The 19,694-nt window shown below is 68.9% G+C and carries 20 protein-coding genes; 9 read left to right on the top strand and 11 right to left on the bottom strand.

All coding sequences use genetic code 11. The features are described from left to right. Nucleotides 1-23 precede the first annotated feature (23 nt). A complete protein-coding gene (gene thiC, locus ACN6LB_RS01700) occupies nucleotides 24-1,826 on the bottom strand; it encodes a phosphomethylpyrimidine synthase ThiC (protein WP_356132073.1) in 1,803 nt (600 codons plus the stop codon). Between the two features lie 220 nt (nucleotides 1,827-2,046). Here thiC and ACN6LB_RS01695 point away from each other — a divergent pair, with 220 nt between their 5' ends. Further along, nucleotides 2,047-3,528 (top strand): YibE/F family protein, encoded by a 1,482-nt coding sequence (locus ACN6LB_RS01695; protein ID WP_445024227.1) that lies wholly within the window; start codon nucleotides 2,047-2,049, stop codon nucleotides 3,526-3,528. A 77-nt stretch (nucleotides 3,529-3,605) separates the two neighbouring features. Here ACN6LB_RS01695 and ACN6LB_RS01690 read toward each other — a convergent pair whose 3' ends face one another. From ACN6LB_RS01690 to ACN6LB_RS01675, 4 genes are all read right to left on the bottom strand, one after another. Continuing rightward, the gene (locus ACN6LB_RS01690; protein ID WP_356132067.1) at nucleotides 3,606-4,043 is read right to left on the bottom strand and encodes an SsgA family sporulation/cell division regulator; all 438 of its coding nucleotides are present in this window, start codon (nucleotides 4,041-4,043) and stop codon (nucleotides 3,606-3,608) included. Nucleotides 4,044-4,141: 98 nt separating this feature from the next. After that, complete coding sequence (locus tag ACN6LB_RS01685; protein ID WP_445024365.1) at nucleotides 4,142-4,948, bottom strand: IclR family transcriptional regulator; 807 nt, start codon at nucleotides 4,946-4,948, stop codon at nucleotides 4,142-4,144. A 339-nt stretch (nucleotides 4,949-5,287) separates the two neighbouring features. Then, complete coding sequence (locus ACN6LB_RS01680) at nucleotides 5,288-5,500, bottom strand: DUF5326 family protein (protein ID WP_356132064.1); 213 nt, start codon at nucleotides 5,498-5,500, stop codon at nucleotides 5,288-5,290. Nucleotides 5,501-5,661: 161 nt separating this feature from the next. Beyond that, nucleotides 5,662-5,979: a cupin domain-containing protein gene (locus ACN6LB_RS01675; RefSeq protein WP_356132061.1), complete on the bottom strand. Its 318-nt coding sequence runs from the start codon at nucleotides 5,977-5,979 to the stop codon at nucleotides 5,662-5,664. A 59-nt stretch (nucleotides 5,980-6,038) separates the two neighbouring features. Here ACN6LB_RS01675 and ACN6LB_RS01670 point away from each other — a divergent pair, with 59 nt between their 5' ends. From ACN6LB_RS01670 to ACN6LB_RS01650, 5 genes are all read left to right on the top strand, one after another. Next, nucleotides 6,039-6,419 (top strand): phage holin family protein, encoded by a 381-nt coding sequence (locus ACN6LB_RS01670; protein ID WP_356132058.1) that lies wholly within the window; start codon nucleotides 6,039-6,041, stop codon nucleotides 6,417-6,419. A 9-nt stretch (nucleotides 6,420-6,428) separates the two neighbouring features. Next, nucleotides 6,429-6,920: a low molecular weight protein-tyrosine-phosphatase gene (locus ACN6LB_RS01665; protein ID WP_356132055.1), complete on the top strand. Its 492-nt coding sequence runs from the start codon at nucleotides 6,429-6,431 to the stop codon at nucleotides 6,918-6,920. Beyond that, nucleotides 6,917-8,080, top strand: a complete 1,164-nt coding sequence (locus ACN6LB_RS01660; RefSeq protein ID WP_445024226.1) for a cystathionine gamma-lyase — start codon at nucleotides 6,917-6,919, stop codon at nucleotides 8,078-8,080. The genes ACN6LB_RS01665 and ACN6LB_RS01660 overlap by 4 nt, the downstream gene beginning before the upstream one ends. A gap of 250 nt (nucleotides 8,081-8,330) precedes the next feature. Continuing rightward, a complete protein-coding gene (locus tag ACN6LB_RS01655; protein WP_445024225.1) occupies nucleotides 8,331-9,236 on the top strand; it encodes a LysR family transcriptional regulator in 906 nt (301 codons plus the stop codon). A gap of 58 nt (nucleotides 9,237-9,294) precedes the next feature. After that, complete coding sequence (locus tag ACN6LB_RS01650) at nucleotides 9,295-9,777, top strand: NUDIX hydrolase (RefSeq protein WP_356132047.1); 483 nt, start codon at nucleotides 9,295-9,297, stop codon at nucleotides 9,775-9,777. Between the two features lie 16 nt (nucleotides 9,778-9,793). On the opposite strand, the gene ACN6LB_RS01645 is transcribed toward ACN6LB_RS01650, so the two are convergent. Together ACN6LB_RS01645 and ACN6LB_RS01640 are read right to left on the bottom strand one after the other, a co-directional pair. Next, entirely contained in the window at nucleotides 9,794-11,350 is a 1,557-nt protein-coding gene (locus tag ACN6LB_RS01645; RefSeq protein ID WP_445024224.1) for a globin domain-containing protein, read from the bottom strand. A 414-nt stretch (nucleotides 11,351-11,764) separates the two neighbouring features. After that, nucleotides 11,765-12,397, bottom strand: a complete 633-nt coding sequence (locus tag ACN6LB_RS01640) for an HAD family hydrolase (protein ID WP_445024223.1) — start codon at nucleotides 12,395-12,397, stop codon at nucleotides 11,765-11,767. 186 nt (nucleotides 12,398-12,583) lie between these two features. Between ACN6LB_RS01640 and ACN6LB_RS01635 the strand changes: the two genes are divergently transcribed. Next, on the top strand, nucleotides 12,584-13,450 hold the full coding sequence (locus ACN6LB_RS01635; protein WP_445024222.1) for a GNAT family N-acetyltransferase: 867 nt from the start codon (nucleotides 12,584-12,586) through the stop codon (nucleotides 13,448-13,450). A 10-nt stretch (nucleotides 13,451-13,460) separates the two neighbouring features. Here the strand turns inward: ACN6LB_RS01635 and ACN6LB_RS01630 are convergent, their stop codons facing one another. Together ACN6LB_RS01630 and ACN6LB_RS01625 are read right to left on the bottom strand one after the other, a co-directional pair. After that, nucleotides 13,461-13,886, bottom strand: coding sequence for a GlcG/HbpS family heme-binding protein (locus tag ACN6LB_RS01630; RefSeq protein ID WP_445024221.1), 426 nt, complete (start codon nucleotides 13,884-13,886; stop codon nucleotides 13,461-13,463). Nucleotides 13,887-13,964: 78 nt separating this feature from the next. Beyond that, a complete protein-coding gene (locus ACN6LB_RS01625; RefSeq protein ID WP_445024220.1) occupies nucleotides 13,965-15,173 on the bottom strand; it encodes an MFS transporter in 1,209 nt (402 codons plus the stop codon). A 141-nt stretch (nucleotides 15,174-15,314) separates the two neighbouring features. Between ACN6LB_RS01625 and ACN6LB_RS01620 the strand changes: the two genes are divergently transcribed. Beyond that, nucleotides 15,315-15,779, top strand: a complete 465-nt coding sequence (locus ACN6LB_RS01620; RefSeq protein WP_356132028.1) for a MarR family winged helix-turn-helix transcriptional regulator — start codon at nucleotides 15,315-15,317, stop codon at nucleotides 15,777-15,779. A 9-nt stretch (nucleotides 15,780-15,788) separates the two neighbouring features. After that, a complete protein-coding gene (locus tag ACN6LB_RS01615; protein ID WP_445024219.1) occupies nucleotides 15,789-16,241 on the top strand; it encodes a GNAT family N-acetyltransferase in 453 nt (150 codons plus the stop codon). 97 nt (nucleotides 16,242-16,338) lie between these two features. Here ACN6LB_RS01615 and ACN6LB_RS01610 read toward each other — a convergent pair whose 3' ends face one another. Then, nucleotides 16,339-17,724 (bottom strand): serine hydrolase domain-containing protein, encoded by a 1,386-nt coding sequence (locus tag ACN6LB_RS01610; protein ID WP_445024218.1) that lies wholly within the window; start codon nucleotides 17,722-17,724, stop codon nucleotides 16,339-16,341. 94 nt (nucleotides 17,725-17,818) lie between these two features. Next, nucleotides 17,819-19,294 (bottom strand): replicative DNA helicase, encoded by a 1,476-nt coding sequence (gene dnaB / locus ACN6LB_RS01605; RefSeq protein ID WP_445024217.1) that lies wholly within the window; start codon nucleotides 19,292-19,294, stop codon nucleotides 17,819-17,821. Nucleotides 19,295-19,694: the final 400 nt, after the last annotated feature.

The following is a 19,694-nucleotide window of genomic DNA, read 5'->3' as shown; positions in this document are numbered from 1 at the left end:
CAGCGGACGGCTCCGGCCGGGCCTCAGTCCGCCAGCGGCAGATAGACCCGGTTGCCCGCGGCCGCGAACTCCTTCGACTTCTGGGCCATGCCCTCCTCGATCTCCGTCTTCGTGCCTCCGTGCTCACGGCGGATGTCCTGCGAGATCTTCATGGAGCAGAACTTCGGGCCGCACATGGAGCAGAAGTGGGCCGTCTTGGCGGGTTCGGCCGGGAGGGTCTCGTCGTGGAACTCCCGTGCCGTGTCCGGGTCGAGAGCCAGGTTGAACTGGTCGTCCCAGCGGAACTCGAAGCGTGCGTCGGACAGCGCGTCGTCCCACTCCTGCGCACCTGGGTGCCCCTTGGCGAGGTCGGCTGCGTGGGCGGCGATCTTGTAGGTGATGACGCCGGTCTTGACGTCGTCACGGTTGGGCAGGCCCAAGTGCTCCTTGGGCGTGACGTAGCAGAGCATGGCCGTGCCCCACCAGGCGATCATCGCGGCACCGATGCCGGAGGTGATGTGGTCGTACGCCGGCGCGACGTCCGTCGTCAGCGGGCCGAGCGTATAGAACGGAGCTTCATCACAGATCTCCTGCTGAAGGTCGATGTTCTCCTTGATCTTGTGCATCGGGACATGTCCCGGGCCTTCGATCATGGTCTGAACATTGAAACGCTTCGCGATCGTGTTGAGTTCCCCGAGCGTCCGCAGCTCCGCGAACTGAGCCTCGTCGTTGGCGTCCGCGATCGACCCCGGCCGCAGACCGTCGCCGAGCGAGTACGTGACGTCGTACGCGGCGAGGATCTCGCAGAGTTCCTCGAAGTTCTCGTAGAGGAACGACTCCTTGTGGTGCGCCAGGCACCAGGCCGCCATGATCGAGCCGCCGCGCGAGACGATTCCGGTCTTGCGGTTGGCGGTGAGCGGCACGTACGCGAGGCGCACTCCGGCGTGGACCGTCATGTAGTCCACGCCCTGCTCGGCCTGTTCGATGACCGTGTCCTTGTAGATCTCCCAGGTCAGCTCCTCGGCGCGGCCGTCGACCTTCTCCAGTGCCTGGTAGAGCGGCACGGTGCCGATGGGGACGGGGGAGTTGCGCAGGACCCACTCGCGCGTGGTGTGGATGTTGCGGCCGGTGGACAGGTCCATGACCGTGTCGGCGCCCCACTTGGTCGCCCAGGTCATTTTGTCCACCTCCTCCTCGATGGAGGAAGTGACCGCCGAATTGCCGATGTTGGCGTTGACCTTCACCAGGAACCGCTTGCCGATGATCATCGGCTCGATCTCCGGGTGGTTGACGTTCGCCGGCAGGACCGCGCGACCCGCCGCGATCTCCTCTCGGACGACCTCCGGATCGACGTTCTCGCGGACCGCCACGAACTCCATCTCGGGCGTGATCTCCCCGCGCCGGGCGTACGCGAGTTGCGTCACCGCCTGTCCGTCCCGGCCCCGGCGCGGCTGGCGCGGCCTCCCCGGGAAGACCGCGTCGAGGTTCCTGAGTCCCCCGCGCGGCGAGGTGTGCTTGATCCCGTCGTCCTCGGGACGGACGGGGCGGCCCGCGTACTCCTCGGTGTCGCCGCGGGCGATGATCCAGTTCTCGCGCACGGGTGCCAGGCCCCGGCGTACGTCGGTCTCGACGGTCGGATCGGTGTACGGGCCGGAGGTGTCGTACAGCGTGACCGACTGTCCGTTGGTGAGGTGCACCTGACGAACCGGCACCCGCAGGTCGGGGCGCGAACCCTCGACGTACCCCTTGTGCCAGCCGATGGACTTCCCGACCTCGCCGCTTTCGGCAGGGGCGAGCGCCCCGTCCGTCTGGCTGGAGGCAGGCGTGCGTACGTCCTTGTTGGTCATGAGACCTACTCCCTACGCCGGCATTACCCGGTAACAGGTTCGGCGGTCGACGCAGCGGCTTCCGTCCGCCGATGTTTCATGTGAAACATCGCTGGGACGAAGGTCAGCGCCCTCTCAGCCCGGTGCTCCGAGCTCCCGCGTGTGCAAAGGTGCCTCCACGCTAGCGTCATATCTGGCGCGCTGAACAGAGGGCCCCTCCCGTTCTTGCGATGATCGGCCCGTGACCACGATGCAGCAGCCCCCGTTTCCGCCGTCCGAGCCGCCCCGCGGCCATGGCCCCGGCGACGGGCACGGCCATGGTCAGGGCGGAGGCCATGGCCCAGGCGGAGGCCGCGGTGACGGGCCCGGCGACGGGCACGGTCAGGGACCTGGTGACGGGCACGGCTCCGGCCACTCGCACAGTCACAGCCATGGACCGGCCGCCCCCGTCTCCCGGCACCTGCGCAAGGTCATCGCCGCGATCCTGATCCCGTTCGGCGTCGCGGTCGTGGTCGGTCTGGCGGTGCTCTGGCCGGGCGGCGCCCCCTCCCACGAGCGCACCGGCGTCGGATTCGACCGGCAGACCCAGCAGGCCACGGTCACCGTGGTCGACAAGGTGGACTGCAAGTCCGTGAACGCCTCCGGGGAAACCCCGACCGGCGACACCTCCACCGCCGAGGGTTCGTCGGCGCAGCAGCAGGCGACCGGTGACTGCAAGAAGGCGACGATCCGGATCGACACCGGCAAGGACAAGGGCCGTACGTTCACGGAGATCGTCCAGCCGGACCAGTCGCGGCAGTTGCACGAGGGCGAGAAGGTCATGGTCGCCTACGAGCCCTCCGCTCCCAAGAACCTGCAGTACTCGGTCACCGACGTGAACCGGAAGTTCCCCATGGCGCTGCTCGCCGGGATCTTCGCGCTGGCCGTCGTGGTGGTGGGCCGCTTGCGCGGTGTCATGGCGCTCGTCGCGCTGGCCGTCAGCTTCATGATCCTGACGTTCTTCATCCTCCCCGCGATTCTGCAGGGCTCGAATCCGCTGGTCGTGGCCGTGGTCGGGGCCAGCGCCATCATGCTCATCGCGCTCTACATGTGCCATGGTCTGTCGGCCCGTACGTCGGTCGCCGTGCTCGGCACGCTGCTCTCGCTGCTGCTGATCGGCATCCTCGGCTCGGGGTTCATCGACTGGGCCGCGCTGACCGGCAACACGGACGACAACACCGGCCTGATCCACGGTCTGTACCCGTCCATCGACATGAGCGGTCTGCTGCTCGCCGGCGTCATCATCGGCTCGCTCGGTGTGCTCGACGATGTGACGGTGACCCAGACGTCGGCGGTCTGGGAACTGCACGAGGCCAATCCGACGATGGGCTGGCGCGGTCTGTACCGCGCGGGCATCCGGATCGGCCGCGACCACATCGCCTCGGTCGTCAACACGCTCGTTCTGGCCTATGCGGGCGCCGCCCTGCCGTTGCTGCTGCTCTTCTCGATCGCTCAGAGCAGTGTGGGCACGGTCGCCAACAGCGAACTGGTCGCCGAGGAGATCGTGCGCACGCTGGTGGGCTCGATCGGGCTGGTCGCCTCGGTGCCGGTGACCACCGCGCTGGCCGCCCTGGTGGTCTCGGCGGACCGCCCGGGAGGGACGGACACACCGGCACCCGCGTCGGCGCCGACGAGTGCCCGGCCGGCGGTGCGGGGCGGCAAGGGCCGCCGCCGCAAGCACTGAAGCCGGAGGGCACCCGCCCGGAAGCGTTGCACCCCGCGGGTGGCGAAGCGTTACTCCACCGTCCGCGAGGCGGGCCGTCAGCCTGCGCTCTGCTCCTCCGCCAGGATGCGGTGCAGGGCCTGGTCGAGGTGGGTGTCGAAGTCGGCGAGGGAACGCTCCTGCCCCAGCGGGACCAACTTGTCCGTGCGGTCGAGGAACGCCACGAGCGGTGCCGCACCCGACCGGAACAGCGCCTGGTCACGGCCCACCTGAAGCCGGATCAACACCTCGCCGAACGCCTCCGGGTCGGCAGGTTCGATGTGCACATCGCCGTCGCCGCACGGCCGGCCGACTCCGTCGATCAGCAGCTCACGCCCGAACGCCCAGGTCACCGGCGCGTCACCGGGCAAATGGAAGGTCATTCGCACGGCGTAGGGATCACAGGCCTCGTATCGCAGCTCCACCGGAATGCGGAAGGAGAGCTCCTCCGACACGAGGAAGCTCATCATGACCTCTGCCTGTACCGACTCGTGCATCGCCTACCCCGTCGTTTTCGGTCGACTGGCCAGGAATCATCCCCCTGACACAGTGAAATATTGCTCAACGTGCACGACAGATCACAAGGAGTGAGTTTTCAGATGCTGATAGAGATGGCGAGTGTCCCTAGTAGCCTTCCGATCTCGTTCTGCAGCTGACGGGCCGCGGGCAGTAGTCGGTGGGCCTGGTGCGAGGGCACCGAAATGGCCATCGTCGCGGCAGTTGAGCCTGCGGTGAGGGGGATCGCGGCGCAGAGCGCGCCCAGCGCGTATTCCTGCCGCTCGACGACCGGTTCCATTCGTCCCACCAGATCCAGGCGCCGCAGCAAGGTGCGATCGTCACGCACCGTGTACGGGGTGATGGACTGCACCGGATAGCGGTCGAGGTGGTCGCGCCGAGCCTTCTCGTCCAGCTGGGAGAGCAGACACTGGCCGATCGCATGGGCGTGTGCGGTCTCCCGGAAGTCGGCCCACTCCTCCACCGCGGGATTACCCGGGCTGTCGGCGATGTCCATGACCTCGATCTCGCCGTCGCGGTAGATCGCGTAGTACACGGGTACGCCGATCGCGTCGCGCCAGTGCGCGAGCGCGTCGCTCATCGTGCTGCGACGTTTCTGCTGCGCTCCGCTGCTGCTCAGCCGCTCGGCCGCCTCGCCCAGGAAGAACAGGCCCTTCTCGCGGCGCAGATAGCCCTCATGGGTCAGCGTGCGCAGCAGGTGGTACGCCGTCGGGAGCGCGAGCCCCAGCTCGCGCGCGAGCTGTTTGGCCGGTGCCCCGTGCTCGCGGGCGGCGACGGCCTCCAGGAGGTGCATCGCTCGCTGGACCGAGCCGATGAGGGTTGTGGGGTGCGGCTCCGAGGGCGGCTCGGGCGTCTCCGAGGGCGACGTCTGCGGTTGGACGGGCAGAACGTGCGCCCCTTCTCGTGGGCGGAGGGGTGCCGGTGGAACCGTCGGGGCGTGTGCCGTCGGCGGTGTACCCCGTTGGACGGGTGGAGCGTGCGGTTCTGCGGGTGTGGTGTCAACCGTGGCCAAGGGTCGCTCCCGAAGCGCGAGGGGGGCCGCCCGTGTGGGGAACACGGGAGGGGGCGGTGCGCTGCCCGCGGGGATGGGCCCCGCGTCGAATTCCGGACTTTAACCGTCCGTCGGCACTGACAGACGGCCCAGCCGGGAAACTTCCCTCGCCAGGGGGAACCTTCGCTTCGTGATACCGGTTTCCCCGTTACCGGTCGCTCACCCGGGTCGGTGTCACCAGTCGCTGCGCGACGACGAACTCGACATGAACTTCCGCACGACGTAGATGAGTCCGCCGACCAGCGCGACGAAGATCAGCGCCTTGAAGAGCAGCCAGACCACGAAGCCGACCACGCTCGCTATGAAGCTGCCGAACACGACCAGGGCGATGACCGGCACCGCGATCCACTTCACCCACCACGGCATACCCGTGAAGATCTCTCGCATCGCTCTCGTCCTTCTCTCTGCCCGTTGACGAGCCCGTTTCCGGTCTCGTGTCGAGTCTCCGATGTCCTGCACCCGATGCTAGGGGCGGGAAGAGCGCAACGGGGGCTTCGCATCCCTTGTCCTCCCCTGACCCTTCCCCTAGGGAACCCTGAGACGGGATGTCAGCTCTCGGGCGGAGAGAACACCACCAGAACCCGCAGGTCCTCGGTGATGTGGTGGAACTTGTGAGCGACCCCTGCGGGCACGTAGACGACGCTGCCGCGGGCCACCTGGGTGGTCTCCAGGCCGACCGTGATCGAGGCTCGGCCGCTCACGATGAAGTACACCTCGTCCTGCTGGTGCGGCTTCTGCGGGTCGGGTTCGCCGGCGTCGAGCGCGTACAGGCCGACCGACATGTTCCGCTCGCGCAGAAACTGCAGGTAAGCACCGTCATTGGCGGCGCGCTCCGCCTCCAGTTCGTCCAGCCGGAATGCCTTCATCGATCTCGTCCGCCCTTGCCCAGTGCTCGTAACCGATCTCTTCTGCCACGATCAGACACATGAAGAATTTCGTAGTCAAGACGATCGCCAACGCGGGGGCCCTGGCCGTCGCCGTGTGGCTGCTCGACAAGATCACCCTGACCGGCGACAGCACCGGCAAGAAGACCGTCACGCTGATCCTGGTCGCACTGGTCTTCGGTCTGGTGAACTTCCTGGTCAAGCCCGTCGTGAAGGTGCTGACGTTCCCGCTCTTCATCCTCACGCTGGGCCTCATCACCCTCGTGGTGAACGCCCTGATGCTGCTGCTCACCTCCTGGCTGGCCGACAAGTTCGACCTCAGTTTCCACGTCGAGGGCTTCTGGACCGCCGTCGTGGGCGGCCTGATCATCTCGATCGTGTCCTGGGCGCTCAACGTCGTCCTTCCCGACGGCAAGGACTGAGAGCATCCGATGCCCTACCGCGTCTGTTTCGTCTGCACCGGCAACATCTGCCGCTCGCCGATGGCCGAGTCCGTCTTCCGCGCCCGTGTGGCGGAGGCCGGGCTCGACGGCCTGGTGGAGGTCGACAGCGCGGGCACGGGCGGCTGGCACGAAGGCGACGGCGCCGACCCGCGGACCGTCGCCGTGCTGGAGCAGAACGGCTACGACAGCGCCCACGCCGCCCGGCAGTTCCTGGTGGCGTGGTTCTCCCGCCTCGACCTCGTCATCGCCCTCGACTCCGGCCATCTGAAGGCTTTGCGCCGCCTCGCGCCCACCACGCAGGACGCGGAGAAGGTGCGTCTGCTGCGCTCCTACGACCCCGCGGCCGGCGACGACCTCGACGTCCCCGATCCGTACTACGGACGAATGGACGGCTTCGAGGAGTGTCTTGAAATGGTGGAGGCGGCGAGCCCGGGACTGCTCGCCGCGATACAGGAGCAACTGGAGGGACGAGCGGCATGACGTCAGAATCAGGGCCGAGGTCGGCACATTCCGTCGAGGGCAGCGGTGAGGGCACGCGCGCGGTGCGGGCCGGGCTGCCCGAACCCGTCAAGAACGAGCCGACTCTCCCGGGCCCCGTCTTCGCCGCGCACTTTCATCTGCCCGGCGATCCGACCGGCCCGTACACCTACGGCCGTGACGAGAACCCCACCTGGACGCTCCTGGAACGCGCCATCGGTGAGCTGGAGGCACCCGGACAGGACAGCGTCGAGACGCTGGCCTTCCCCTCCGGCATGGCCGCCGTCTCGGCGGTGCTCTTCTCCCAGCTGCGCGCCGGCGACGTCGTCGTCCTGCCGGACGACGGCTACCAGGTGCTGCCGCTGGTCCGCGAGCAACTGACCGCCTACGGCATCGAGGTGCGCACCGCCCCGACCCGAGGCGACGCCCAGCTGGACGTGCTCGACGGCGCGAAGCTGCTGTGGATCGAGACCCCGTCGAACCCCGGGCTCGACGTGTGCGACATACGGCGGCTCGCCGAGGCGGCACGCGCGCGTGGCACCCTCGTAGCCGTCGACAACACCCTCGCGACGCCGCTCGGCCAGCGCCCGCTGGAGCTCGGCGCCGACTTCTCCGTGGCCAGCGGCACCAAGATGCTCACCGGGCACGGCGACATCCTCCTGGGCTACGTCAGCGCGCGCGACGCCGCTCTGATGGCCACCGTGCGGCGCTGGCGGAAGATCGTGGGCGCGATTCCCGGGCCCATGGAGGCCTGGCTGGCGCACCGCTCGCTCGCCACGCTCCATCTGCGCGCGGACCGGCAGAACGCCAACGCCCTGGCGATCGCCGAAGCGCTGCGCACTCGGCCCGAGGTGACCGGGCTGCGCTATCCGGGACTGACCGACGATCCCTCGCACAAGGTCGCCGCTCAGCAGATGCGGCGCTTCGGGTGCGTGGTGTCCTTCACGCTGCCCACGCGCGCGCGTGCCGACCTTTTCCTCGACGCGCTGCGCCTGGTGGACGGCGCGACGAGCTTCGGCGGGGTGCGGTCCACGGCCGAGCGGCGCGGCCGCTGGGGCGGGGACGCCGTCGCGGAAGGGTTCATCCGTTTCTCGGCCGGCGCCGAGGACGCCGAGGACCTGGTGGCGGATGTGCTGCGAGCGCTCGACGAGTCGGCGAACTGACCGCTTCCTGAGCGACCGGTCGGTACGTCGGATGCGCGTGCGCCCGTCGACACATGAGTACGGCGGGCCGTACAACGGGCGGTCCGAGCCTCCCCCCTCGTGGCTCGGACCGCCCCGGTTCTGCGCGCGAAGAACCGCGCAGACAAGGCTAGTTGACTCTGTGTCAGTGTCCAATCACGGTAGCGACAGAGACCTATCGACTTATTTATAGTTAGGGCTCGGTCGGGGGTGCTGGGAGAGGAGGGGCACCATGGATTTGGCCCTGCTGCGCACGTTCGTGACCGTGCACCGGGCCGGTTCCTTCACCCGCGCCGCCGCGCTGCTGGGCCTCTCGCAGCCGGCCGTCACCTCGCAGATCCGCACCCTGGAACGGCAGCTGGGGCGACCGCTCTTCCTGCGACAGGCCCGCGGAGTGACCCCCACGACCATCGGCGACGAGCTCGCCCACAAGGCCGCCCCGCATCTCGATGCCCTGGTCGAGATCGCCGAGGCGGGCCTGGACGCGGACTCCTCCTTACGCACCCTGCATCTCGCCGGCCCACCGGAGTTCACCGCCGAACGGGCCCTGCCCGCGCTCACCGAGCTGACGGGCGAGGACGGCCAGGGCTTCACTCTTCGCGCCTCCTTCGGGAATGCCGAGGAAACGCTGGAGGGGCTGGCCGCCGGACATCATGATCTGGCCATCAGTACGGCCCGTCCGAGGGGCGCTCTGCTCACCGCGACTCCTCTCTGCGACGAGGAGCACGTCCTGGTCTCCGCCCCGCGCTGGGCCGCTCATGTCGGCCCCGGCAAACTGCGCCGCAAGGGCGCCTACGCGCTGGAGGACCTCCCCGTCGTGGAGGTGCACGAGTCGCTGCCGCTCGTCGCCCGTTACTGGGCCTCCGTCTTCGACTCCCGCCCGGCCGCCTCGGGTGCCGTCGTCGTCCCCGATCTGCGCGCGGTGCTCGCCTGCGCCGTCGCGGGCGCGGGCCTCGCGGTGCTGCCGCGCTATCTGTGCGCCGACGCCCTGGAACGCGGAGACGTCGTGGCGCTCCTCGATCCCGCGGTGCCCCCACTGCGCACGTATTTCCTGGTGGTGCGCACCGGGACGCTGGCCATGCCGCACATCGCGCGAGCGCACGAATGGCTGCTGCGCGCCGCTGCCGACTGGTCCTGAGGAAAGCTGTGCCGTTTCGCGATGTTTCACGTGGAACCAGCCGGGCCACATTTCTCCCATGACCGTTCGACCCGTGGTCAAGCGCACCGCCCGTGCCATCCTGCTCGACGGCGACGACCTGATCCTCATCAAGCGCACCAAGCCCGGCGTCGACCCCTACTGGCTCACACCGGGTGGCGGCGTCGAGCCGGAGGACTCGACCGTCGTCGACGCGCTCCACCGCGAAGTGCACGAGGAACTCGGCGCCAAGATCATCGATGTGGTGCCCTGCTTCGTCGACACCGTGGAGCACATCGGTGACGACGGCGGCGCGACCGGCGTGAAGGTGCAGCACTTCTTCGTCTGCCGGCTGGAGTCCATGGACCCGGCCCAGCGGCACGGCCCCGAGATGGACGAGCCGTGCGGCGAGTACGAGATCGTGCGGGTGCCCTTCACGCGTGTCGGCATCGCCTCCGTCCATCTCGTACCGCTGTCCCTGCGGCACTACCTCGACGGGAACATCGAGGGCGTACGGGCGATGCACGCACCCGACCTGGGCTGACCTCACCGCTGCCGGTTCAGTCCCCGGCTGCGACGAGCTCCTCCACCGAGTCGTGGCGGATACGGTCCGACGGGATACCGATGTCCCTCAACGCGTCCACACCGCTGCGGATCATGCCGGGCGGTCCGGACAGGTAGGCGTCGTACTCGTTCCACGGCCCGTACTCGCGTACGGCGTCGGGGAGCTGGAGCCGCGCCTGCTGGTCGACGATCGGGCGCACCGAGAGCCAGGGATGGCTCTGCTGCAACCGCAGCATCGTGTCGATGTCGTACAGGTCGTGGTCGGTGCGGGCGCCGTAGAAGACATGCACCGGGCGCCGCTCCCCGTGCTCGGCGACGTCCTCGACCAGCGCCTTGATGGGTGCGATTCCCGTGCCGCCGCCGAGACAGAGCAGCCCGTTGTCGGTGGTGTGGTCGACCGTCATCGAACCGGACGGCGGGCCCAGCCGGACGACGTCGCCGGGGCGCGCGCGGTGCACCAGCGCGTTGGAGACCCAGCCCGCCGGGACGGCCTTCACGTGGAACGACAGCAGCCCGTCGGAGCGCGGCGAGGAGGCGAACGAGTAGTGCCGCCATATACGCGGCCACCAGGGCGTCTCCAGGCTGGTGTACTGCCCGGCGAGGAAGGGGTACGGCTGGTCGGGACGGACGGTGACGACCGCGATGTCCGCGGTCCTGAGGTCGTGCGAGACCACTTCGCCGTACCACCAGGCCGGGGCCCGCAGCTCGTCCGCGGCCGCCGCATCGATCATGACCTGGGAGATCGTTGTGTACGCCCGGACCCACGCCCCCTCGGTCTCCTCGTTCCAGATTCCCGAGGAGTACCGGCTGAGCGAGCCGATGAGGCACTCCCCGACGGCCGGGTAGTGCTCGGGCCGGGTGCCGTACTTGCGGTGGCCGCGGCCGAGGTTCTGCAGGTACGCGACGAGGACATCGGTGTTGTCGATGTGCTCGGCCGCGGTCAGCAGTGCCTTCAGCAGCCGGTCCCGCTGGGTGTCCATCGCGGCAGGGAAGAGCGGCCGCAGCTCGGGGTGGCGCACGAAGAGCAGCGCGTAGAAGTACGAGGTGACCTTGTCGGCGACGGGACCGACCTCGGCCATGGTCCGCCGGATGAGCACGGCGTCGGGCGACGCCTTCGGGGGGCCGGGCGCGGGCCGCTGTGCGGGCACCCGCGGCCGGGGAGCGGGATCGGGCGGCGACGGTCCGGGTTCGGGCTGCGGAGAGCCTGACAGGGCTCCTACGGCGTCGTGAGTGTGCCCTGGCTTCCGGTGCACCGCTTCGACGGGCGCGGCCTCGGGGGCCTTGGCATGGGAGGGCTGCGCCCTCGGAGGTGTCACGGCGGGCGGCTGGGGCGCGGGGGCCGCGTCCGGGGCGGGGGATATTCGTTCCTGCACCGGCGAGTCGTCGCCCGGAGTGGGGCGGCCGACCGGGCGCAGCCCGGCGAGACGGCGGCCGTCGCCCGCCGCCTGCTCTGCGTCGGCAGGTTCCGGTTCCCTGTGCGGCGTGAACCAACCGCTCCCGCCGTTGCCGCCAGAAGTGCCGTTGTCGGCGGGCGTGGTGGTCGGAGCGTCCATGGTCTGCCTCGCCTCGAACATCTTTCGGTCGGTCTGCGCACTTCCGCGATCGGAAGGTGGCTACTTTCCCTCGCAGACGGCTTGCTTTCGTTCCCCGTTCCATCCCCGTCGGCCAATGCGGCCACATTCAACCCGGATTCCCACTCCGTACGAACAAGTAAGGCAAGAGTGTGACATTGGCCGCAGTGTCCTCACCGCAGCATCCCACTCCGCCTCAGCACCGGGCCGCATAACGGAAAATGCGGTATTCGATCTCTCCGTCCCGTTACGCTGCATGGGCCTGCATGCGCGCCCGACGGAACATGCGCACATCAGTCGGACGTGAACCGGACTCGACCATACCGGCAGGCGTCCCGGGGACAAGTCCCCCTTGCGCGACCACGAATTGGCGCGGTGAACCGTCAATTGCCTCGATTACCCGGCACGACGGACCAATTCATAGGCATCCCACAGATCCAGCCCCGCGTAGGAGTGAGTGGCGAGGCCCGCCAGATGCTGATCCGCGTTGACCGCGACCGATACGGGTACCGCTTCGAACAGGTCCTTGTCCGACAGCGAGTCGCCATAGGCAATGCAGTCGGCCCGTACGACCCCGAACTCTTCACAGAGCCGGTCCGCTATCTGCACCTTGGCCGCGGCGCTGAGAATGCCCGCCGGATCCACGGGCTCGGTGAACGGCAACGCGGGGAAGAGCGAGCCGTGCGCTGCGTGCGCGCCCCACGCCGTCAGCCGTTCGACGAAGAAGGAGGGCGAGAGGGAGACGACGGCGACGTAGTCGCCCTGTCCCCTGATCTCCGCCCAGACGTCCTCGATCCCTGACAGCCACGGAGCCCCTGCGAAGGCCGCCGCCACATGCACCTCGGTCAGATCCGTCCACAGGGCGTACACCTGCGCCGCATACTCCGGCGGGCCTATCGTCCCCGCGGAAACGGCCCGGTCGAGCGCCACGGTCTCGGCTTCCAGCCCGATCTGCCGTGAGATCTCCACGGGCGCGGAGGTCCCGTGGAGCAGCGTTCCGTCGAGGTCGAAAAGGTGAAGTCTCGCCATGGGCGTCGAGGCTAGCGGGAGGTACGGCCGCCCCATCCCGGGCCCTGACCCTCGATCGCGCTTCGCGGTTTCACGTGAAACATCTGTTGACGGCCTGTGCAACGGAAGAACGACGTGGCCAAAAGCTCCTCCCTCTCCCGGCAAACAAGTGGACGTCGAGGGCGACTGTCGGACAGCCTGACCTGCGTGCCGACACCTTTCCTCGCTGATCTGCCCATCCGCCGTCTGACGCTTCGGGATCTCAACGCCTGTGCCGACCTGTCCGAGGACCGGGGCTGGCCCCGCGAGGAACACAAGTGGGGCCTGCTCCTCGCCGCGGGGAAGGGCTACGGCATCGACGCCCCCGACGGTGGTCTGGTGACCGTGTGCGTCGTCACGGAGTACGGGCCACAGGAACGCCCCGATCTGGGGGCCATCGGCATGGTCCTGGTCGCCGAGCGGTATGCCCGCCGGGGCGTCGGCCGACGGCTGATGCGGCAGATCGTCGCCGAGATGGGGACCACCCCGCTGACATTGCACGCGACACCGTACGGCCGCCCGCTCTACGAAGAGCTGGGCTTCAAGGTCACCGGCCGTGTCGAGATGGTCCGCGGACGCTTCACGCCGGCCGGCCCCGCCCCTGAGGTCGCCACGCGCCCGGCCACAGCCGAGGATCTCCCGGCGATCCTCCGGCTCGACGAAGACGTCTTCGGTTGCGACCGCACCCACATGATCACTCGGTTGCCCGCCTTCGCGGACCAGCTGCGCATCGCCGAGGAGAACGGCCGGATCACCGGGTACGTGGCGGCCTGGCCCAACATGGACACCCAGGTGGTGGGCCCGCTGATCGCCCGTGACACAGAGACGGCGAAGGCGCTCATCGCCTCGCTGGCCGCCCGCACCGACCGCCCTCTGCGCACCGACATCGACGTACGGCACGAAGAGCTGCTGACCTGGGTGAAGGAGCACGGCCTCGCGCCCACCGCCTTCAACGCGGTGATGACGTACGGCATCTCGGAACTGCCCGGCGACTGGACCAGGCGGTTCGCTCCGCTCACGGTGGCGGCCGGCTGAGTTTCCCTCGCTACTGGACGAGAGCCTCCACAGCCGCGACGGCGAACGCGTGGTCCTGCTCCGGCGCCCCGCCGCCGACGCCGACAGCGCCGATCAGACGGCCGTTCCGGTGGACCGGGACGCCGCCGGCGATGAACAGCAGCGGTCGGTCGAGCGCCGTCGGCAGGGTGTGGAAGAGACCGCCCGGCTGCACCGCGTCGACGAGGTCCGCGGTGGCGGAGTTCATCTGGAGAGCCGTGTAGGCCTTGCGGGTGCTGGTCTCCCCGGAGATCAGCACGGCCCGGTCGTCGCGCCGGAAGGCGAGCAGGTGGCCGCCCGCGTCGAGGACGGTGACGCTGACCATGACCCCGGCTGCCTCGGCGGCGCGTCGGGCCGCGGTGACGAGGACCTCGGCGTCCTGGGTGGTCAGCGGGGTGACGGCGATGGTGGTGCTCATGAGGGGGTTCTCCTGGTGGGACTGCTCGTTGCCGGCATCACGGGGTGATGCTCGACGGTGGGTGCCGTGGGGCGGTGCTCAGTGGTGGACGGCGGTTCGCCGGTCCGCAGGTGCTCCGGCGGCGACGACAGTGCTGGGGGCCTTGTCCCGGCGCTCCAGGGCGGCCGAGAGGACGGCGAGGACCAGGGCACCGGCGGCAAGGACGGCACCGACCCAGTTGGGGGCGGTGTAGCCGTAGCCGGCCGCGATGACGAGGCCGCCGAGCCAGGCCGAGAGGGCGTTGCCGAGGTTGAAGGCGCCGATGTTCACGGCCGAGGCCAGCGTGGGGGCGCCGTGCGCCTGGTCGAGGACGCGCTTCTGGAGCGGCGGCACGGTCGCGAAGCCGAGAGCGCCGATCAGGACGAGGGTGACGGCCGCGAGGATCTTGTGGTGGGCGGTGACGGTGAACAGGGCGAGCACGACGGCGAGGCCGCCCAGGGACACGTACAGCATCGGCATCAGCGCGCGGTCGGCGAACTTTCCGCCGACCAGGTTCCCGCCGACCATGCCGAGGCCGAGAAGGACCAGCAGCCAGGTGACGGAGCCGTCGGCGAATCCGGTCACGTGCGTCATCATCGGCGCGATGTAGGTGACGGCCGCGAACACACCGCCGAAGCCGAGCACGGTCATCGCCATGGCCAGCAGCACCTGGACATTCCTCAGAGCGGCGAGTTCATGGCGCAGGTGCACGCCTTCGGGCTTGGGCATGTCGGGGACCAGCTTGGCGATGCCGAGCAGGCCGATAACGCCGAGCGCTGCGACCCCGGCGAAGGTGACACGCCATCCCGCGGACTGTCCGACGAGTGTCCCCAGGGGGACACCTACGACATTGGCGATGGTGAGGCCGCTGAACATCATGGCGATGGCACCGGCCTTCTTCTCGGGCGCGACCAGCTCGGCGGCGACCACCGAGCCGATGCCGAAGAAGGCGCCGTGGGCGAGGGAGGCGACCACTCGGCCCACCAGCATCAGGCCGAAGGACGGGGCGACGGCGGAGAGCAGATTGCCGAGGACGAACAGCCCCATCAGCAGCATCAGCATCCGTTTGCGGGACACCTTCGTGCCGAGCGCGGTCATGATCGGGGCACCGATCATCACGCCCAGGGCGTAGCCGGTCACCAGCAGTCCGGCGGTGGGGATGGAGACACCGAAGTCACCGGCCACCTCCGGCAGTACGCCCATGATGACGAACTCGGTGGTTCCGATTCCGAAGGCCCCGATCGCGAGGGCCAGAAGCGCGAGAGGCATGGGTGGGTACACCTTCCAGACGATTGCATGAGCGCTTTACCTGCGTTCACAATAGTTGCAGACGCGGGCTATATGCAAGCGCTGGATATTGCAGACGTGTTCTATCCTGGGTTGCAGCCGCTCCGGGACGGAGGAACCGCCATGACAGCCACGGACCCCGCACTGACCGCCCTCGCCCAGGGGTGGTGCGCCCTCTCCTTGCTGCACGGGAGGATCGAGGCCCATATCGAGCGCGCCCTGCAGGCCAAGCACGGCCTGAGCGTGCGCGAGTACTCCCTGCTCGACGTACTCAGCCGGCAGCACGACGGCGAGGGGGGCCATCTGCAGATGAAGCAGGTCGCGGACGCGGTCGTGCTCAGCCAGAGCGCAACCACCCGACTCGTCACCCGGCTTGAGGACCGCGGGCTGCTCGCCCGCTACCTGTGCCCGACCGACCGCCGGGGCATCTACACCAACGTCAGCGAGGCGGGCCTCAAGCTCCTCGAACAGGCGCGCCCCACCAACGACGCCGCCCTGCGCGAAGCACTCGACGAGGCGGCGAGGAATCCCGAACTCGCCCCGCTGGTCCGGGTCGTGGAATCGGCGAGCGTACCCGCCCCCGCATAGGCTGCGGCCATGGGAGATCTTGAGATACGAAGGGCCGTCCCGGAGGACGTCCCGGCCATCGTCGCCATGCTCGCCGACGATCCGCTGGGTGCCCAGCGGGAGTCACCGGACGACCTGGCGCCGTATCTGACGGCTCTGGAGCGCCTGAGCGGCGACCCGAACCAGCATGTGATGGTCGCCGTGCGCGAGGGCCGCGTCGTCGGCACCCTCCAGCTCACGGTCATCCCCGGGCTGTCCCGCAAGGGCGCGACGCGGTCCCTCATCGAGGGCGTACGCGTCCACGGCGACGAACGCGGCAGCGGCCTCGGCACCCGGCTCATCGAGTGGGCCATCGACGAATCCCGGCGCCAGGAGTGCCAGTTGGTCCAGCTGACCTCCGACGTCACACGGACCGACGCCCATCGCTTCTACGAGCGGCTCGGTTTCACGGCATCCCACGTGGGCTTCAAGCTGGCGCTCTGAGAGACAGCTGCGAGGAGCGGCTTCGAGAGACCTTCCACTGTGTGCGCCGAAGCGTCCTGTTTCACGTGAAACAGGACGCTTCTCGCCGCCACGACGCCTACTTGATCCCTCGCCAACCCTCGGGGTCCACTCCGCCCGGCACAGACGCCCCCTCCTCGTACGGCTGTCGCGTGAACACGAACGATCCGAGGTCCAGGTGGCTCACGGATCCGTCAGCCCGGCGTACGGCCTTCAGCGGCTCCCCCGCGTAATAGCCGTCCAGCCCCGTCCAGGTGCCGTCACCGTTGGCCCGGAAGCGCGAGCGTCGGCCGTTGCCGGAGATCGGCCCCAGCGAGACACCTCCGTCGAGCGTCAGACGCAACGCGTGGACCTGAGTCCCCCAGTACCACTGGCCCGCCAGCTCCAGCACAGACTCGTCGACCTCGGGCAGGGGCCGCCATGGCTCGGGCATCCTCGGCTCGGCCTCGGCCACGATACGAACGAGGTCGGCGGAGACCGTAGCCACCGGCGGACCGGAGGTGCAGTTGGTCAGCACGACGGCCGCGAGGTCGTCCTCCACGCTGATGGCGAGACTTGCCAGGAACCCCGGCAGCGACCCACCGTGCCCCACAAGGATCCGGCCGTCCCGAGCCTGGACCTGCATACCGAGGCCGTAGGCCGAACCGGCCGCCACGTCTTCGAGTTCAGCCGGCGCGGCGGGCGTGCGCATCTCCCGAACGGACTCTGCGCTCAGCACCCGGTCGTCACCCCGGGTGAGGAAGACCGCGAAGCGCGCCAAGTCACCCGTGGTGGACCAGAGTTGACCGGCCGGGGCCATCCGCCCGAGATCCTCGGACGGTTCCGGGAGCAGCACATCGGCCCAGGGATGCACGGCCCAGCCACCCGCGTGCGGTGCCTGCGGCTGCCCGCTCGTCCGGTCCAGCCCCAGCGGTTCGAGCACTTCGCGCCGCAGAACCTCTTCCCAGGGAGCGCCCCGCAGCTCCTCGACCAGGGCACCGAGCAGCGTGAAGCCGGGGTTCGAGTAGTGGAACCGGCGACCGGCCGGGTGCAGGAAGGGCCGCTCACCCAGCACGTCCGCGAGATCGGGGCGCAGGGAACCGGGCGTCCGCTCCCACCAGGGCGCGGGGGACTCGGCCGCCACCCCGCCCGTGTGCGCGAGCAGTTGGGCGATCGTGGCATCACCCGCACCGGTGCCCGGCAGGTGCTTCTCCAGCGGATCGTCGAGGTCGAGTACGCCTTCGTCGCGCAACCGCAGCACCAGGACGGCGGTGAAGGTCTTGGTGATCGAGCCGATCCGGTACTGCACGTTCTCGTCCGGCCCGTGCCCGTCCACCGAGGTCCGCGACCCGTGCCACACCGCCTCACCCCCGCGGACGACCACCGCGACCAGCGACGGCGCACGCCCTTCGGCCTGCGCGGCGGCGATACGGTGCAGCAGAGCCCGGCGCGTGGCGGGGAGCAACTCTTCCTGAGATGTGGTCATGGCCCCAGTCCACCCGGCCAGTCACCTCACGTCGAGTGCATTTCTCCCGGGTCGGCCCGCCAGGACCGGTCGGAGCAGGCACGCGGGGGACGGTTCAGGTCTGCGCCATGTCCACGAAGCGCGAGTAGTGGCCCTGGAAGGCGACCGTGATCGTCGCTGTCGGACCGTTACGGTGCTTGCCGACGATGATGTCCGCCTCGCCCGCGCGCGGCGACTCCTTCTCGTACGCGTCCTCGCGGTGCAGCAGGATCACCATGTCCGCGTCCTGCTCGATCGAACCGGACTCACGCAGGTCGGAGACCATGGGCTTCTTGTCGGTGCGCTGCTCGGGGCCACGGTTGAGCTGCGACAGTGCGATCACCGGCAGCTCCAGCTCCTTGGCCAGGAGCTTCAGGTTTCGCGACATGTCGGAGACCTCCTGCTGCCGGCTCTCGGACCGCTTGCTGCCCGACTGCATGAGCTGGAGGTAGTCGATGACGACGAGCTTCAGGTCACTGCGCTGCTTGAGACGGCGGCACTTGGCACGGATCTCCATCATCGACAGGTTCGGGGAGTCGTCGATGTAGAGCGGCGCGGCCGAGACATCGGGCATACGGCGCGCGAGGCGCGTCCAGTCCTCGTCGGTCATCGTGCCGGAGCGCATGTGGTGCAGCGCCACCCGCGCCTCCGCCGAGAGCAGACGCATAGCGATCTCGTTGCGGCCCATTTCGAGCGAGAAGATCACGCTCGGCATGTTGTGCTTGATCGAACAGGCCCGCGCGAAGTCCAGGGCCAGCGTCGACTTACCCATGGCGGGACGGGCGGCGATGATGATCATCTGGCCGGGGTGCAGACCGTTGGTGAGCTGGTCGAGGTCCGTGAAGCCGGTCGGCACGCCGGTCATCTCCCCCGACCGCGAACCGATCGCCTCGATCTCGTCGAGCGCGCCCTCCATGATGTCGCCGAGCGGCAGATAGTCCTCGCTGGTGCGCTGTTCGGTGACCGCGTAGATCTCCGCCTGGGCGCTGTTGACGATTTCATCGACGTCACCGTCGGCCGCGTATCCCATCTGGGTAATGCGCGTACCCGCCTCGACCAGGCGTCGCAACACCGCGCGCTCATGCACGATCTCCGCGTAGTACTCGGCGTTCGCCGCCGTCGGGACCGTCTGGACGAGGGTGTGCAGATACGATGCGCCGCCGACCTTGGTGATCTCGCCCCGTTTGGTGAGCTCGGCCGCGACCGTGATCGGGTCGGCCGGCTCCCCCTTGGCGTACAGGTCGAGGATCGCCGTGTAGATGGTCTCGTGCGCGGGCCGGTAGAAGTCGTGGCCCTTGATGACCTCGACCACGTCGGCGATGGCGTCCTTGGACAGGAGCATGCCGCCGAGGACGGACTGCTCCGCGTCCAGATCCTGTGGGGGCACACGCTCGAAGGAGGCGCCCGCGCCGTCCCACGGGCCGTTGTCCCGATCACGGTCGTGCTGCTCGTCGCGGCCGCGACCTCCGTCATGGCGCTGACGGGAGGCGGGCAGACGATCACTGGGACCGCTGTCGGCCCACGGGTCGTCCAAGGGCTCGGAGATACTCACCGGGCCACCTCCTCCCGTCCGCCGAGCGGACCTCGCCGTGCCCTTCATTCCTACGGCACGACACTGACAAATAAGAGGCCCGACTCCGGTTCCGACGCGTCGGTTTTGCGAGCTTTCCGCGGACGGAAGAGAGAGCGGGCGCCGCACTACGGTAGGCCCGCGGGCACCGTCAGCCAATCTGGTTATCCACAGGCCATGTGGACGACGGCCCGGATGCTGTGGAGAACTCCGTAAAACCTGTGCACGACCCGGTGGACAGCCCTGTGAACAAGCCCTCAGCCTTTCCGTCACACCCACCCTGAGCTGCGACTTTCCCGTCCACCGGCTGTGCAGAAGAAAAACTTTCCCGGTCGGGCCAAGATCGCTGCAAGCAGTGCACAGCGGCGCACCTCACGGAAAG

The organism is Streptomyces sp. SAS_270 (genome assembly GCF_052543295.1).
Note: the sequence above shows the minus strand (reverse complement) of the source record. Positions and strands in the feature narration are given on the sequence as shown.